The organism is Shimazuella alba, assembly GCF_009831235.1.
Taxonomy (GTDB): Bacteria; Bacillota; Bacilli; order Thermoactinomycetales; family Thermoactinomycetaceae; genus Shimazuella; species Shimazuella alba.
In genome coordinates, this window is record NZ_WUUL01000005.1 from 104,641 (window position 1) to 121,407 (window position 16,767).

General features: G+C 41.8%; 14 protein-coding genes and 1 pseudogene. 8 read left to right on the forward strand and 7 right to left on the reverse strand.

The genetic code is table 11. The features are described 5' to 3' along the window. Positions 1–166 precede the first annotated feature (166 nt). From GSM42_RS09010 to GSM42_RS09020, 3 genes are all read right to left on the reverse strand, one after another. Positions 167–340 carry a hypothetical protein gene (locus GSM42_RS09010; RefSeq protein ID WP_160801213.1) on the reverse strand — a complete coding sequence of 58 codons (174 nt, stop codon included), beginning with the start codon at positions 338–340 and terminating at the stop codon, positions 167–169. Between the two features lie 111 nt (positions 341–451). After that, positions 452–1,294 carry an aldo/keto reductase gene (locus GSM42_RS09015; RefSeq protein WP_160801214.1) on the reverse strand — a complete coding sequence of 281 codons (843 nt, stop codon included), beginning with the start codon at positions 1,292–1,294 and terminating at the stop codon, positions 452–454. 14 nt (positions 1,295–1,308) lie between these two features. Further along, the gene (locus GSM42_RS09020; protein ID WP_160801215.1) at positions 1,309–2,493 is read right to left on the reverse strand and encodes an MFS transporter; all 1,185 of its coding nucleotides are present in this window, start codon (positions 2,491–2,493) and stop codon (positions 1,309–1,311) included. A 594-nt stretch (positions 2,494–3,087) separates the two neighbouring features. On the opposite strand from GSM42_RS09020, the gene GSM42_RS09025 reads away from it, so the two are divergent. From GSM42_RS09025 to GSM42_RS09045, 5 genes and pseudogenes are all read left to right on the forward strand, one after another. Further along, a complete protein-coding gene (locus GSM42_RS09025; RefSeq protein WP_160801216.1) occupies positions 3,088–4,041 on the forward strand; it encodes a helix-turn-helix transcriptional regulator in 954 nt (317 codons plus the stop codon). A 234-nt stretch (positions 4,042–4,275) separates the two neighbouring features. Then, entirely contained in the window at positions 4,276–6,108 is a 1,833-nt protein-coding gene (locus tag GSM42_RS09030) for an ABC transporter ATP-binding protein (RefSeq protein WP_160801217.1), read from the forward strand. Further along, a complete protein-coding gene (locus tag GSM42_RS09035; RefSeq protein ID WP_160801218.1) occupies positions 6,077–7,798 on the forward strand; it encodes an ABC transporter ATP-binding protein in 1,722 nt (573 codons plus the stop codon). The genes GSM42_RS09030 and GSM42_RS09035 overlap by 32 nt, the downstream gene beginning before the upstream one ends. 185 nt (positions 7,799–7,983) lie before the next feature. Next, a pseudogene (locus GSM42_RS09040) lies at positions 7,984–8,750 on the forward strand (SDR family NAD(P)-dependent oxidoreductase). Positions 8,751–8,841: 91 nt separating this feature from the next. Beyond that, a complete protein-coding gene (locus GSM42_RS09045) occupies positions 8,842–10,338 on the forward strand; it encodes an NAD(P)/FAD-dependent oxidoreductase (RefSeq protein ID WP_160801219.1) in 1,497 nt (498 codons plus the stop codon). 708 nt (positions 10,339–11,046) lie between these two features. On the opposite strand, the gene GSM42_RS09050 is transcribed toward GSM42_RS09045, so the two are convergent. Continuing rightward, complete coding sequence (locus tag GSM42_RS09050) at positions 11,047–11,319, reverse strand: hypothetical protein (protein ID WP_160801220.1); 273 nt, start codon at positions 11,317–11,319, stop codon at positions 11,047–11,049. A gap of 209 nt (positions 11,320–11,528) precedes the next feature. On the opposite strand from GSM42_RS09050, the gene GSM42_RS09055 reads away from it, so the two are divergent. Beyond that, positions 11,529–11,891, forward strand: a complete 363-nt coding sequence (locus tag GSM42_RS09055; RefSeq protein WP_160801221.1) for a winged helix-turn-helix transcriptional regulator — start codon at positions 11,529–11,531, stop codon at positions 11,889–11,891. Between the two features lie 20 nt (positions 11,892–11,911). Here the strand turns inward: GSM42_RS09055 and GSM42_RS09060 are convergent, their stop codons facing one another. Together GSM42_RS09060 and GSM42_RS09065 are read right to left on the reverse strand one after the other, a co-directional pair. Further along, positions 11,912–12,568, reverse strand: coding sequence for a Rossmann-fold NAD(P)-binding domain-containing protein (locus tag GSM42_RS09060; RefSeq protein ID WP_160801222.1), 657 nt, complete (start codon positions 12,566–12,568; stop codon positions 11,912–11,914). Continuing rightward, complete coding sequence (locus GSM42_RS09065) at positions 12,565–12,918, reverse strand: winged helix-turn-helix transcriptional regulator (RefSeq protein ID WP_160801223.1); 354 nt, start codon at positions 12,916–12,918, stop codon at positions 12,565–12,567. Before GSM42_RS09065 ends, GSM42_RS09060 begins: the two co-directional genes overlap by 4 nt. A gap of 129 nt (positions 12,919–13,047) precedes the next feature. On the opposite strand from GSM42_RS09065, the gene GSM42_RS09070 reads away from it, so the two are divergent. Together GSM42_RS09070 and GSM42_RS09075 are read left to right on the forward strand one after the other, a co-directional pair. After that, positions 13,048–13,935: an NmrA/HSCARG family protein gene (locus tag GSM42_RS09070; RefSeq protein WP_160801224.1), complete on the forward strand. Its 888-nt coding sequence runs from the start codon at positions 13,048–13,050 to the stop codon at positions 13,933–13,935. 39 nt (positions 13,936–13,974) lie between these two features. Beyond that, the gene (locus GSM42_RS09075) at positions 13,975–15,069 is read left to right on the forward strand and encodes an NADH:flavin oxidoreductase (RefSeq protein WP_160801225.1); all 1,095 of its coding nucleotides are present in this window, start codon (positions 13,975–13,977) and stop codon (positions 15,067–15,069) included. A gap of 61 nt (positions 15,070–15,130) precedes the next feature. Here GSM42_RS09075 and GSM42_RS09080 read toward each other — a convergent pair whose 3' ends face one another. After that, positions 15,131–16,546 carry a serine hydrolase domain-containing protein gene (locus tag GSM42_RS09080; RefSeq protein WP_160801226.1) on the reverse strand — a complete coding sequence of 472 codons (1,416 nt, stop codon included), beginning with the start codon at positions 16,544–16,546 and terminating at the stop codon, positions 15,131–15,133. Between the last annotated feature and the right edge of the window lie 221 nt (positions 16,547–16,767).

Sequence of the window (16,767 nt, forward strand, 5' to 3'; positions counted from 1 at the left end):
AAAGCTAATTCTTTAAAGAAAAAGAATCAGCTTTTTAAATATACATATTTATAATAATAGATAGTCTATACATGTAAATTTATTGATGTCCAATCATGTGTGCCTAGAGCCATGGCAGAATATCCGCATGACCCTAGACAGTAAAAAGAAAATATGGCTCGCTAGATTATTTCCTCAGATTATGTGCCTTTCCGATCACATACCCAGCAGCAGTAGCGCATGCGCAACCAACTAGACTTCCATCGGTCACGCACGCAATACCGACACAAACAGCAATCGGCTTTGCTGTACCCTCTACTGCTTTTCGGAGAACCTTCTTTGCCTTTTCCTTTTTACTCATCGGCTAAGACTCCAATCTTAGATCCCACCGCTTATTTCTTATTATAAATACAAAAACCGCAGCCAACAAATATAAAAAAGAGACCCCTTAAAAAAAAGGAATCTCTTTTGTTTAAAAATCAAAGTTATCTGGATCTGGACCTACACGCAAATCTTGGTTTAACTCACCAATCCGTTTCATTTCCTCATCTGTTAACTCAAAATCAAACACAGAAGCATTTTCGATAATACGCTGTTTTTTCGTCGACTTAGGAATAGTCACAACCCCATTTTGCAAATCCCATCGGATAATCACTTGGGCAGTTGATTTGTTGTATTTCTTCCCGATTTCCTTTAACACTTCATTGTCTAGCAATTGTCCTTGCATCAATGGGGACCACGCTTCTACTTGAATTTCTTGTTCTTGACAGTACCTGCGAAGCTCTACTTGTGTCAGACGGGGATGAAATTCTACTTGATTGATCACCGGCTTCACCTCTGCATTTTCCATCAAGTTTTCGAGATGATGAATTTGAAAATTACTCACACCAATTGCTCGGATTTTTCGTTGATGATACAACGTCTCCATTGCTTTCCAAGCTGATTGGTACTTGCCTTCCACAGGCCAATGGATTAGGTAAAGATCAAGATATTCCAAATCTAATTTCTGTAAACTTGTCTCAAAAGCGGCTAAGGTTTCATCGTAACCAAGATCAGCATTCCACACTTTCGAAGTAACGAACAAATCTTCACGGTTAATACCAGCTGCTTTTAGTCCTTCTTTTATGCCTTGACCTACACCTTCCTCATTCGCATAGACAGCAGCAGTATCTATGCTTCGATAACCATGTTCAATTGCAGTTTTTACTGCATTAACCAGCTCAGGGCCTTCCTCTACTTGAAATACACCAAGTCCCAGCCATGGCATCTTTACACCATTGTTTAATGTAGTTGTAGATTGTAGTTGATTAACCATTTTTATTACTCCTTTTATTTTGTATCGTTTTTTTCCAATCTCCAGCTCCACGCGGTCAGTATAATTGCAGCAACTACCATCAGACCTCCAATCCATGGGGTGTGAATCAAACCGATAGAATCGGTAATCGATCCTCCCAAGTATGAGCCCAAGGCAATACCTGCATTAAAGGCTGCAATGTTGATAGCGGATGCTACATCTACAGCACTCGGTACAAAACGTTCCGCAAGCATGACCACATACACTTGTAAACCTGGTACATTCATAAATGCAAATAATCCCATAAAAAACACCGTTATAAGTGCAGCCACTGGAAAAGGAGCTGTGAGGGAGAACACAAATAATACAATAGCTTGTACCAAAAACATAAAAAATAATGCTTTGATCGGTTTTTTATTTGCTAATTTTCCACCAAGCATATTTCCAATGGCGATGGCGATTCCATAAACAAGCAGTATAATCGCGACCGTAGACGCTTTAAATCCAGATATCTCTTGAAGTAATGGAGCTAAATAGGTGAAAACTACAAATGTACCACCATAACCTAAAGCAGTAATGATAAAAATCAATAAAAGCCGACCATTCGTAATTAACTTTGCTTGATCTCTCCACGTAGTTTGCTTGCCTTTACGCAAATCAGAAGGAATCAATACCATCGTAGCAACCAATGCAATTATACCTACCACTACAATTGCCACAAACGCAATTCGCCAACCAAGTTGTTGACCAATAAAGGTCCCTAAAGGGACACCTGTCACGGTAGCTACTGTCAACCCTGTAAACATCATAGAGATCGCACTGGCACGGCGGTCTTCTGTTACCAAATCGGCTGCAATGGTCGAACCGATCGACATAAACACACCATGCGCTAAAGCAGACACCACTCGGGCAAACAATAAAACGCTGATATGTGTTGCAGCCGCTGCGATGCTATTTCCGATGATAAACACAACCATAACCCATAGCAGCAATGATTTTCGTGACATTCGTGATGTTAAAGATGTAAGCACGGGAGCACCAATCATCACTCCTAAAGCATATAAAGAAACGGTCAAACCTGCTGTAGTGACCGGAATTTTCAAGTCAGTTGCAATAAGTGGTAATAAGCCGACACTGATAAATTCCGTTGTACCGATAGCAAAAGCACTTATCGCTAATGCGAGCAGTGCCAACGTACTTCTTTTACTGTTGGAACTCATCTTTCTTCTCTCCTTCTCTAACTCTAGTCGTGCTGCCTAACGAATAGAAAAATCACACAAAACTAGAGTATTATTATGTGGATCACAAGATCTTATTATGAGAGATGAATCCCCTGTCGTGAAGTACGTACTTTCTAGTAATATAGGCACTTAAAAGTAACGTAGTATTCGTGGTGGATATAACTATTTGCCAAACAAAAACGCACAACCTTCTATTGCTATGCGTTTTTCATTTTCTATATAAAGTTTTCTTATATTCTTGGGCTGAATACTGGTAATATCCGTCCAATGTTGTCAAGTTATCCAATCTCCTCATAAACACCAGTGCTTCTTCTTCGCCTAAAGGTTCGTTTTTGCTTTATTACTTCGGACAAATATTCGTTTTCTTAACAGGAACAATATATCGTAGTAATTTTTGAATACTGAATATTATCATTTGTTGGCAATATATTTATAACTTTTGTATGTAGGTGTTGAATTTAGAACAATCGTCTAGTTTTTGAAGTTGATCTTTGTTCTAGGCTTCTTTGTGATATTTAAGTTATGATATCCATAGAGATATGCACAATTTTTGCGAAACGGAGTAGAAACAAAATGGTAGACTTCCATCATAACTTTCATTTGTTTTTTGATGGATTCGGGCTGCAGCTACAAAGGCCAAATGTTCCGAAACCAATCCCTCTTCGTACGCAAATTGGAGAAGGAACTTTTCGTCGATTTGTTCCTCGAACTGATCTTGATATCGTATTTTCCGACTTGACATTTTATGGAGACTTCCTGATGCCGCTAACGACAAAAACGCCAATGGTTGAGATTCATTATTGTTTACAAGGAACGAGAGTCATTCATGTCGAACGAAATCAATACGAATTTGCACCTGGGATGTGTGCGCTTGAGCTAATTGACGCAGGGAAAGCGCAGTTCGAATTTACTGGTAATCAGCCTTATCAGGATTTGTCAATCGCGCTCCCTATCTCGACCTTTCATCATTACATGGAAGATATCTCGGGTGACAGACATCTTGACTTCTTCAGTCTTCTTGGGAGAAAACCATTTCGCCTTTTTCATGAGCTCATTGATCCAGCGGCTGCCGTACTCATTAGACGGTTGACACAAGCCGGGCAAAGCGTGAGAAACTTGGAACTGGAGTGCATTGCGTTGGAGCTTCTAATGTCGGCCTTTCAATCATTCCTTTTTGAGCAAAAACTTCCGAAGTTATCCAGAATTGACAGACAAAAAATACAACAGGCAAGAGATATTATGTTGAAGAATATGACGAATCCCCCTTCGCTAATCCAACTTGCTCGTATGATTGGCCTTAACGACAACAAATTAAAAATTGGCTTTAAAGAATTATATGGAACGACCGTATTTGGTTATTTGAGGGAAAAACGTCTGGAAAAAGCCTTTCTCCTTTTACAACAAGGAGACCTGAATGTGAATGAAACTTCGCTTACGGTAGGTTATGCCAACCCTAGTTACTTTTCGGAAGCGTTTCGGAATAAGTACGGTGTGAACCCCGGAAGTTTGCGTAGACGTTCATTTTGATTTGCAGCATATATAATCTTGAAAATTGTTTGATTGAAAGACTGTTCTTTTGAGCAGTCTTTTTTTGGGTTCAATCTCCTTGTGACCGCGAAAATACTCCATCTAGTGGTAGAGAAGGAATCGATTCGGCTGTATTCTAAAAACCATGAAGGCTTTGGGGAAGAAATCGCTGCTTGATGAAACATCGACGACATGCTGAACCAAGCTCAATGATGTGATATTGGGAGGGTGAAAATGACAAATAAAACAGGGGTGAGCAGATTACTGGAAATCGCTGGAGAGAAGCGCGGACTGATGCTGGTCTCTGGCCTGTTATCTTCGCTTAGCGCCGTTTGCATGCTGGTGCCTTACGTTTCTGTCTTTTTCATTTTGAAAGAGTTGTTGGAACACGCAGCATCACCAGTTTTGACAGATGGAGCAAAGATGATCCGTTGGGGCGTTATTGCTTTAATAGGCTTAGTATCCGGCTTGGTCATGATGTATGCAGGAGGGATGGTTTCTCATATCGCCGCTTTTCGTATTCTTTATGGTCTCAGAATCAAGCTTTCCAGCCATATCGGCAAGCTTCCACTTGGCTGGCTGAACAGTAATTCGACGGGAGCTGTCAAGAAAACGCTGGAACATAACGTGGAGAAAGTGGAAATGTTCATTGCTCATCATTTGCCAGATCTCGTTCATGCTGCTGTCACCACAATCTTGACGATCGTCGTGATGTTTACGCTAAATGTTTGGCTGGCGATTGCGTGCATCGTGCCGATTGTCCTCGGTTTCGCGTTTCAGATCGCGCTGATAAGCGGTCCGAAGACGAAAGAAAACCTCAAGCAATGCCATGATTCGCTGGAACGGATGAATGCCTCAGCCGTCCAGTATGTGCGGGGAATGCCAGTTGTCAAGGTGTTCGGGCAAACCGTGCAATCATTCCGCCAATTTTATCATGACATGATCCGCTACCGTGACAATGGTGTGAAATTATCGGATCAGTTTCAAAACGGAAGTTTGATTTTTAATGTGATTCTCGGCTCGATTGCCGCATTTGTTCTGCCTGTCGGCGTGTTTTTCTTGAGTCGTGATCCGGGAAGTATTGCCTTCGCCACCATTCTGCTGTTTTTCTTGGTTATGGCACCAAGCATATCCACCCCGATGTTTAAAATCATGTTTCTGGCTGAAACTCTAAGAGATATTAAGGAGGGCGTTCAGCGCATCGACCGCATATTGGCGCAAGAATATATTCCGGAACCTGAGCATTCGAGAAGACCGACTTCTTTCGATGTTTCATTCGCTCATGTCTCTTTTTCATATGGAACGGATCCTACGGATACCAATGTACTTACGGACATTTCCTTTACCGCCCGCCAAGGGGAAGTGACGGCGCTCGTTGGTCCGTCGGGAGCGGGCAAATCGACCGTTGCCAATCTGGTGCCTCGTTTCTGGAATGTGAACACGGGAGCGATCCGCATTGGTGATGTGGATATTCGCAAAATGGCGACCTCTGATCTGATGAACACCGTAGCATTTGTGTTTCAGGAATCGTTTTTGTTTTCCGATACCGTGTACAACAATATCGCGGTTGGGCTGCCAGAAGCAACGTCGGAAGAAGTTTACGCAGCAGCAAAGGCGGCGCAGTGTCATTCGTTCATTGAGAAGCTTCCGCTTGGTTATGACACGCTGATTGGAGAAGGAGGAGTTTATTTGTCCGGCGGGGAGGAACAGCGGATATCCGTGGCTAGAGCGATTCTAAAAAACGCGCCCATACTTGTGCTCGATGAAGCCACGGCGTTTGCCGATCCGGAAAACGAGTATGAGATGCAGCTGGCGTTGAAAGTGTTGATGAAAAACAAGACGGTCATCGTTATCGCTCATCGACTGTCAACCATTCGAGATGCGCAGCAAATTCTCGTTATGGAAAGTGGGAGAATCGTCGAGCAGGGAAGACATGAATCCCTCATCTCTGCTAACGGCTTGTACAGTCGCATGTGGCGTTCCTATCGTCATGCGGCACAATGGCATATGGGCAAACAGGAGGTGAATGCTGAACATGAACATGCTACGCAACATTACGGCGGATAATCCGCACTCGTTGATCAAACCTGTTTTTTACACAATCATTTCTAATTTGGTGGGATTGATACCTTTTGTGCTGTTGGTAGAAGCTGCGAAATTGATCTTTAATCCGTTTGTCCACCCCGATACACCGCTTGATACAGCACGACTCTGGTGGGTGTGCGGCGGTCTGGCGGTTTCGCTTGTTCTCTTGTTCGTCTCTGAAATTCCTGCCTACCGTTCCCAATACCGTGACGCATACAGCGCAGCAGCGGATGGACGGTCGCGTCTTGCCGAGCATTTGCGCAAGTTGTCTTTAGGGTACCTAAACAAGCGCGATCCGGGTGATCTTGCCAATATGATGGTGGGCGATTTTGCAGTGATAGAACATAGCATCTCCCACTTAGTTCCACAGATGATAGGGGCTGCTATCATGCCGGTTCTAGCCTTGATCGGCTTGTCTTTTCTCGACTGGCGACTGGCGCTTTCCCTCTTCGCGGCGTTGCCGGTGGCAATTCTGCTGGTGCTCTTGACGTCCGGCATTCAGCGCAAACTCGGCTCTCAACATATACGTGCCAAGATCGATGCTTCCAACCGGTTGCAAGAATACTTGAACGGTATTCAGGTGATCAAAGCTTATAACCTGACTGGAGAACGTTTTGTACGGCTAGAACAGTCATTCAGGGAATTGATGCGGCAGAGCATCCGTTTTGAAGGGATTTTGGGACCGATTGTGCTGAGCGCGATTGTCTGTGTTCGTGCTGGTCTTACCCTGATGGTCATGGTTGGCGTTCATCTGTTGCTAGACGAGAGCTTGGATATTATCACATTCGTAGCGTTCCTGATCATCGGAACCCGCATTTTCGATCCGCTGACGACAGCACTCGCAGGATATGCGGAGTTTCGCTATTCCGAGCAGGCGGGTGAACGCATCGTGCAGCTTTTGAGGGAACCAGTCATGCAAGGAGAGCGGCATCCCCCTGAAGGTTATGATGTCGAATTGAAACAGGTTACGTTTGGATATCTGGATCAACCAGTCTTGCGCGACGTGAACGTAAGTATGCCGGCAGGTTCCTTCACCGCATTGGTCGGCCCTTCGGGTAGCGGCAAAAGTACCATTCTTCGGCTCATTGCCCGTTTTTACGACCCGGAAAAGGGAATGGTGACAATGAGTGGAGAGGATATTCGTGCCATGAACCCAGAATCGTTGTTGCAAAAAGTATCCATGGTGTTTCAGGATGTGTACCTCATTCAGGATACGATTGCAGGCAATATCCGGTTCGGACGAAGCGACGCAACGCGAGAGGAAATCGAGGAAGCAGCGCGGCTTGCTTGTTGTCACGACTTTATTATGAAGTTGCCAAATGGTTTCGACACGATGGTAGGCGAAGGGGGAAGCACACTGTCAGGCGGAGAAAAACAGCGAATTTCCATTGCCAGGGCAATACTGAAAAATGCGCCGATCATTCTCCTCGATGAAGCAACAGCTTCCCTCGATCCAGAGAACGAAGTGGAGATTCAGAAAGCAATCGATCGGCTTGTTCGAGGCCGAACTGTCATCGTAGTCGCTCACCGACTCAAAACCGTGCAGCATGCCGACCAGATTGTTGTACTGGATCGTGGGCGGGTCGTGGAGCAAGGCCGCCATAAAGAATTGCTTTCATTGAATGGCCTATATGCCCTTCTGTGGAGACGGCAGCATGATGAAGGGAAGTAGCGGATGACTCTGTGAATGGGAGTATTTGTGAGGATGATATCAAAGGGCTTTCTCAGTTTATTCATCATTCATTCGTAGGAAACAAAAACGATCAATAAAACTTTGTCAAAACTAGACTGAGATATATTGTTATTTGGATAAACGAATAAATTTCAATCTGAATATGTTTTCAGGGAGAGAATGATATGAAATACACCGTTATTACAGGAGCAAGCTCAGGGATAGGATATGAAACCGCCTTAGCGTTTGCTGCTCGTGGCAAAAATTTAATTATCGTAGCAAGAAGATTAGAAAGATTAGAGGAGCTTAAATCAGCAATTCAGAAAAATAATCCTGATTTAGATGTTGTTATTCATACAAGTGATCTGTCTGTCACTGACCAGGCATATACACTGTATAACAGTTTAAAGAAGTATCAAATTAAGACTTGGATAATAATGCCGGTATAGGAGAAGCATCTTCTGTAACCGATCAAAATTTAGATAAAGTAGAAACCATGTTGCATCTCAATATAGAATCATTGACAATCCTTTCTACCCTATTTGTAAGAGATTATTCCCAAGTGGAGGGAACACAATTAATTAACGTATCATCAACAATCGGATATGCAATTGCTATGAGTAGTATTACTTATTCTGCATCCAAATATTTTGTTAGTGCATTCACAGAAGGGCTTGCAAAAGAACTTGAACAAAAAAGTGCAAAAATGAAGGTGAAAGTTTTAGCACCAGCAGTAACGAAAACAGAATTCATGAAACATGCAATGGATGGAAAAGAATTTGATTACAAAGCAAATCTCCCTATGCATCACACAGCTAAGCAAATGGCTGGTTTTATGTTGGAGCTTTATGACAGTAACAAAGTGGTAGGGATTGTAAGTGAAAAATATGAATTCCAATTAAGAGATCAAATTTATCCCATACTTGATTTTCGGGAGATACAGAAAGATTAAACCATGAAGGACAATCCCAATTTCCTTTTAAAGTTAGCATTTGAAGAAAGAATAACGCCTGAAAAAAGAGAACAATGGAAGGATGGCAATCATGTCAAATATGAACAAAGCTGTAGTTATTGGGGCAGGAATCGCTGGATTGATAACGGCAAGAATGTTATCGGATTATTATAAAGAGGTATATATTGTGGAACGCGATGAATTATCGACAACACCAGCCAATAGGCAAGGCACTCCACAGTCTTTCCATCCTCATCGTGTACTGCCACGCGGTCATATGATTTTAGAGCGCTACTTTCCTGGTTATACAAATGATCTATTAGACCACGGTGCTCATCCCTCGGACGCCGAAGAGATGATGCTTGTTAATCAGTTCGGTACTCTTGTAGTCCGTCCTCCTTCCGGGAGTGCTTCAAGCAGCAGAGCATTGTTAGAATGGGTGCTCCGTCGCCGTGTACAAAACATCCATCATGTTCACTTCTTAACCAATACGGAAGTTACAGGTTTAATGTCATCCAAAGACCAACAAACAATTATTGGAGTATATACAAAAGAGCGCAACCAGAATAAACAGGAAGGTATGCTAACAGCAGACATGGTGATCGATGCTGCTGGTCGCACTTCGAAGGTCATCAAATGGTTGAATTTGCTCGGTCATACTGTACCGGATCAAGAGGTACTCAAGGTATCTCTTGGCTATAGTACCCAGTACTACAAGATTCCTCCGCAAGCGGAAAAACACTGGAAATCGGTTATATCTGATGCACATCCAGCTAAAGGAATTGGTACTGGTACGCTAATGCGCATTGAAGATAATATAGCTGGAACATTGCTGTTTAGCGCGGGTGGTGAGCATTATCCTTCCACGAAACCGAATGAATATAAAGAGGAACTTAAGAATCTAGGTACATCAAAAATTTTCGAAATCGTGGGTAATTTAGAACCTTTTCAAGGTCCTCGCGGATATCGTACGTCTGAATCAATTCGGCAACATTTCGAGCAAATAGAGAATTGGCCGTCAGGACTGCTTGTTCTGGGAGATTCGTTCTGTACCTTTGACCCCATTTATGGACAAGGAATGACGGTTGCTGCAATGGAAGCGGAAACAATTGCAAATTGCCTAGAAGAACAGAGGAGCAATCCACAGCCATATTTTGAGCGACACGTGCTGCATCGAATGCAGGAAACCATCGAACCGGCTTGGTGGCTGAGCTCTACTGCTGATTTACGATGGAAAGGTGTCGAATATATTGGTGCAACACCCTTAAAAGGGGTTACATTCGCCCAAAAATACATCGACTTGTTTACAAAAAAGGCAACGGAATTGGCAACAAATGGTGACAGCAGATTTTATCTCATGCAGTTCTTGATGAATTCCTTGGTTCTACCTCCTAGTAAATTCTTTAATGAAAAAATACTTACCATGATATTGAACGATAATGGTTCACCAGAAGAAAAACAATTAAGAACAGAGCTTGGTGTTCAGGACCCTCAACTATTTCAACAGCGAATAGAGGAAATAATTCCATCGTTTGATGCTGCATTCGATGAGCGCTTGAAGGACGTTCTTATGGCTTTCGAACAGTAATAATTTATGGAGGTGATATTTTGAGGTCGTTGCATTATTCACTTGGAAAGCGAAGATGTGTGAGGGTGGATCGTCCTTTGTGTTTGTTTCCACAACAGACGCGGAAAACATAGCGCAACTTGCTACCGTAGGTATTGGCATAGTGCGACTTGTGCCCTTAGGTGCACACACATCACAGTGTTCAACTTTTATTTATGCAACAGGCTCTTAATGTTTATGAAGGGTATCCTACTAATTCTGTCAAGATAGATACATGTAGTAAATTCAAAAAACTCTGCCTTCCCCACTAGGACGAGCACAGAGCACATGTTACAACATTCAGAATATTAATTACCATTGCAATCCCGTCTTTCTTCCCACGATTGAAACCGTGGGCTTTCAGTCGGCAAAAGTCTCTCATTATTTTTTCTTTGAAGTTTGTGTTCCTCCATCCTATGCCCTGTGCTCAACATATGTAAAAACAAATACTTCAACTGTTGTTACGATTTAAAAATCTGTATAGGATTGGTTAATCTCTTGGTCAAATCCTCTTCATTAACATCCATCTTAACAATTTATGCGACAAAAGAACCGTCCCCTTGTCGAACAACAATTTGTTTCCAAACAAAAACACACAACCTTCTAACTGTTATGTGTTTTTCTTTTTTTCTATATAAAGTTTCCTTATTAACTTGGGCTGAATCCGGAATTTGGATCCAGCCTGAGGTATCAGGTACCCAAACGGATACCCAACCTCGTATCAGACAGTCTTTCCCAGAGCAGATGAAGGTCCCCGTACTCATCAGAGTGCAGCTCCATGCTCCTGAGACTCGCTGAGATCTTCTGGATGAGGAGTTCGATCAATTCAAACGCTTTGCTCACATCATCCAGTGAGAGAGCGGCGTAGATCGCACTCAACTCTTCCTCATACTGTTCACGAGCTGCTTCAGGAGCTCGTGAGATGTAGTCGATTCGCTGGTTAGACTGGTCAGAAGTCATCATATTCTCCTCACGACTTGCTTCTATTATAGAATAGATACCTTGAAGAAAAAAGAATAAATCTTCTAAAAAAGATACTTACAATCTTTTCTTGGTTATAATAAAGTTATATTTTTTTAGAACAGACAAAGTCAGACAAAAACCGAATGTTATCTCCATTCCACACTATTTGCATGGAATGATACCCCCAAAATATAGAAAAGAGGGAAACCATGAATAGAAAGAAGTACAATATATCTGTTGAAGCTACCTTAGAAGTAATCGGCGGGAAATGGAAATGTGTGATTCTTTGTCACCTGATGCGTGGAAAAAAACGAACAAGTGAACTGAAAAAACTGATGCCTGCTATCACTCAAAAAATGCTCACCCAGCAACTAAGAGAATTAGAAGAGGATGGCGTTATCAATCGAATTATTTATCAGCAAGTACCACCAAAAGTGGAATATGAACTCAGTGACTATGGGCATAGCCTTGAAGGGATATTAAATGCCTTGTGTAATTGGGGGGATCAACACATTATCCGAGTTTATGGAGATAAAGAAGGAATGCTGGAAGAAAGTATTTTAAATCAATAAAAAAAGAGTGAACGAGAATCTCACTCTTTTGCTAACTTCACGATGTCTTTTACTTCCAAAATAGAAGCAGGATAACCGCGTTGAACACTATGGATCATTGCTAAGCCGACTTCACGTAAAGTAGAAACATAAGCAGGAAAAAGTCGTTGTAATACAGGATACATCCAAGTAAACAGATAGTACCATCGCTTTGTATTGTTTAATCCTTTGGTAGGCTGCATATAACCAGCTCGAAATAAATAAATCGCATGGAAAGGAAGTTGCAACAAATCATTTTCCGTTTTGCCCTTCACTCTTGCCCACATACTTCTTCCTTTTTCCGAACTATTTGTACCTGCACCAGAAACATAACAAAAAACCATAGCAGGATTTTGCTTTACCAAGAGATTTGCGATATATAACGTTAGATCATAAGTGATCCGAGCATACTCCGTTTCTTTCATTCCAAAAGAGGAAACACCTAAACAGAAGAAACAAGCATTATAATCAGTTAACTGATCTTTTATCTCTGATAAATCAAAAAAATTCGGTTGGAGAATCTCTTTTAGTTTAGGATGTGAGATGCCACATGGCTTTCTGCCCAGAACCAGCACATGCTCCACATCGTCATGGAGCAAACACTCATGCAGCACGCCCTCACCCACCATTCCTGTTACTCCCGTGATGATTACTCTCATCCCATCGCTTCTTCCTCTCCGCTTTGTAAAGTATGACCCCATTTCTCGCCCCACTGTCGCATTTGAATCAAGATCACACCGAACTCTTTCCCTTTTTGGGTAAGCGAATATTCCACACTGACTGGCACAGTAGGATAAACTTCCCGATGGACAACATCCATTTTTTCTAACTGACGAAGCGTATCTGTTAACGACTTTATACTAATATTCCCCATATTTCTCCGCAGTTGATTAAATCGCTGTGCTTCGTGACACAATTGAGCAATAACATAGTAAGACCATTTTCCACTGATGACATCTAATGCAGCATTTATAGGGATGCTACAAACTTGCATATCGTTTATATTCATGATACTCACCTACTTACTATTTATCAGTAACTCTATGCAAAGAGGATATACCAAAAAAAAGTGCGTTCTTACTAAAGTATACCATCTGCCTTACCATGAAAGTAGCGGATATCAAGGAGGGGAGAACAGATGGATAAATCAAATAAAACAATTTTAGTTTTAGGAGCTACTGGGCAACAAGGAGGTTCCGTGTTATCTCAGTTATTGGCAGAAGGTTGGAAGGTACGAGCACTTACTCGAGATCCTAACAGCGTGAAGGCAAAAACGCTCATAGCAAATAATATAGAAGTCATAAAAGGTGACTTAGAAAATCGATCTACACTTGATGGTGCAATGAAAAATGTATATGGAGTATTTAGTGTACAACCTTTTGAGCCTATTGATATGTGGAAAGAAGTTCGATTGGGCAAAAATGTTGCGGATGCAGCAAAAAAAACAAATGTGAAGCATTTTGTTTATACATCTTTTGCGGGAACAGATGAACAAGCAAAATTTCGCGATATAGCGAAATGGGAAATCGAAAAATATATTCAACAAATCGGTCTACCAGCAACCGTTTTTAGACTTCCTGTCTTTATGGAAAACTTTCTTGCATTTACTCATTATGGATTACAAGACGGAATTTATGCTGATGCTACAAATCCAAATATACCTACCTATCTCATAGCTGTGAAAGATATCGGAGTATTCGTCTCGCTCGCGTTTAAAAATCCCGATAAATACCTTGGTAAAACTATACCGCTTGCTAGTGATGCTGTCACTCCTGTCGATATCGCAGCGGCTATTACGAAAATTTCAGGAAAAACAATTATGTACAAACAAATTCCACTTGAGGAACTTCGCCGACAGAATGAAGATATAGCCCATTTATATGAATGGATCAACAAAGGAGGCATTTATGTAGATTTATCTTACTTACGAACTATCCATCCCAGCCTCATGACTTTTGACAAATGGTTATCCAAAAAAGGTAAAATAAAGTTCGAGGCATTTTTTCAGGAAAACAAAAGAAAATAAAAGTAAATAAATAAATAAATAAATTGGAGGCTAATTTCAATGAATGTTGATGCAAAACTACTGTTTCAACCTCTACAAACCGAAAATCTGGTGCTCTCGAATCGGATTGTGATGGCACCTATGACACGTGCTTTTTCACCCAATGGGATTCCAACGGAAGAAGTAGCTGCCTACTACAAACGGAGAGCAGAAAATGAAGTAGGTCTGATCATAACAGAAGGCACTGCCATCAACCATCCTGCTGCTTCCAGTGATCCAAATGTTCCTTTTTTCTATGGAGAAGAAGCGTTACAAGGTTGGTCCAAAGTGGTCGAAGCGGTTCATGAAGTCGGTGGTAAAATCATTCCTCAACTCTGGCATGTTGGTATTCAACGTCCCATAGGCAGCCTTCCTTTTCCAGATGCAAAGCCAATCAGCCCTTCTGGTATTACTTCGACAGGTGAAAAAGTTGCCGAAGCGATGACAATTGAAGAAATCGAAGCTATCATTGCAACCTATGCTCAAGCAGCAGCAGAAGCAAAACGTATCGGTTTTGACGGAATCGAGCTGCATGGTGCACATGGATATTTGATTGATCAGTTTTTATGGGATGCTACCAATAAACGTACTGATAAATATGGTGGTGATTTGGCAGAAAGAACACGTTTTGCGGTGGAAGTGCTTGAGGCATGCCGAGAAGCAGTAGGACCTAATTTTCCAATCGTGTTTCGTTTTTCCCAATGGAAGATAGCAGCCTATACGGAAAAATTAGCAAAAAATCCAACAGAACTAGAACAACTTCTCCTTCCACTGTCCGAAGCAGGAGTAGATATTTTTCATGCTTCTACACGCCGTTTTTGGGAAGCCGAATTTGCAGGATCGGACTTGAACTTAGCTGGATGGACCAAAAAAATAACGAACAAACCTGTAATCACAGTAGGTTCTGTCGGTTTAGATGATGTATTTGCCCCAGGAGTAAACGCAAAAACTGATCCTATTGACAGCTTAATCGATCGATTGGAAAAACAAGAATTTGATCTGGTCGCAGTTGGACGTGCCTTATTAGTTGACCCAGCTTGGGCAAGTAAATTGCATAGGGGAGATACAAATGAAATGGTCCCTTATTCGCCAGAAGCATTAAAAACACTGTACTAATTCACAAAAAAGACGGGAATATATTACTGGGACTCCGTCTTTTTCATATGAAAATGATAATCTAATTGGTTTTTGGCGCACAACGCATGCCGATATAACAACATTGCGTTCCATTCGCTAGTGTAGAAAATACTACAGGCATCCAGTCATTGCTGACCACTCCTGACCCAGGAGCTGCAAAGGCTGTTTCTGAGATTGGTATAAGACTAACTTTGATTGGAGGAGAAAGATCTTTCATACCATCAACAAACTCATAAACCAAATGAAGTTTACCACGTTGCTCTGTGATGCGTATGAAAACACCTTCACGTCTATAATTACCGACAAATGGTTTAACATCCACAACAGGAGGAACAGCTGATGGTTCAAATTCAGGCGGCATTTTCACCCCAGCCAATTCACTCAGAAGCTCTTTAAAAAGAGAAGTGTAAAGTTGGTGAGCTCCTCCTCCATTTGTTAACAAAGCAATGGCGACTCCACTGATCGGTTCCACCCGCAAGTAGCCATATTGACCGATTGTAGCTCCGTCATGACCAAAGCCTTTTATTCCTTCCCAATCGTAAAGTGTCCACCCCAATCCCCAACCATCAGCACTCACTGTCCACTTGTCAGGAGAATCTACTTCTCGTTGCTGCATGGTATATACTGTTTCAGGTTTTAACACTTGTGTCCCATCAAAAGCTGCTCCTCCATCAAGGTGCATTTTTGCTAGACGAACAATATCAGCAGCAGTAGCACAGAGAACTCCACCATAAGGACCAGACGATCGTGGTAATGGATTCCATGTTGATGATGGTTCTGGGTCTTGTCCAGGTACACCTAGATGACCCATCGCCGCTGGAAAACGAAGTACATCTTCTGGTAATGTCACAGTACTTTTAAGCCCTAACGGCACACACAACCTATCCCTCAATGCCTCATCCCAAGTCTGACCTGTAACTGCTTCAATAATACGCCCCAATACATTGTATCCTACACTGCTATAGGAAATTGCCATTCCTGGAGGACAATCTAAAGCTACTTCTTTGCTTGCTTCAACGTATAAAGCGAGGCAATCATCCCCTCGACCAGTATCATATGTAAAATCGCAGGTTAGACCACTAGTATGACTGAGCAGCTGCCTTATGGTGATCTGTTTGGTCGCTTCCTCATCAGCAGTGCCAAACTCAGGCAGTACATCTATCACACGGGTATCTAAATCAAGATCTCCAGATTCTACTAATTGCATAATGAGTGTCGCCGTATGAATCTTCGTGATTGATCCTACTTGAAACAAGGAGTCAGTAGTTACCTCTACTCCAGTTCCTCGATGCAATACCCCACTACCTAATTCGTGTATTTTCCCATCGATGAGCACTGCTAAAGATGCACCAGGAACTCGATGAATTGCTCGAAGCTCATCGAGTTTCTTTTGCCAGTAAGCGGTATCGAACGCAGGAATAGATATTTTTTCGATTTTATCTTTTTGATTATTCATGATAATCCTCCTCTAAAAACACGCTTGTAATCCTATAATTTCTCATCATCACAAGTAATAAAACAATCCATATTCCATTTTATTAACCAATCGGTTAGTTAAGACTATACTCTATACTAACCGATTGGTCAATGTATTTTTAAAAAATACTTGATAGCCATGCAAAAAAAATCTATTCTCCTCTAAAACGAAATAAAATCCCGCTTTCCATCAAAGATGAA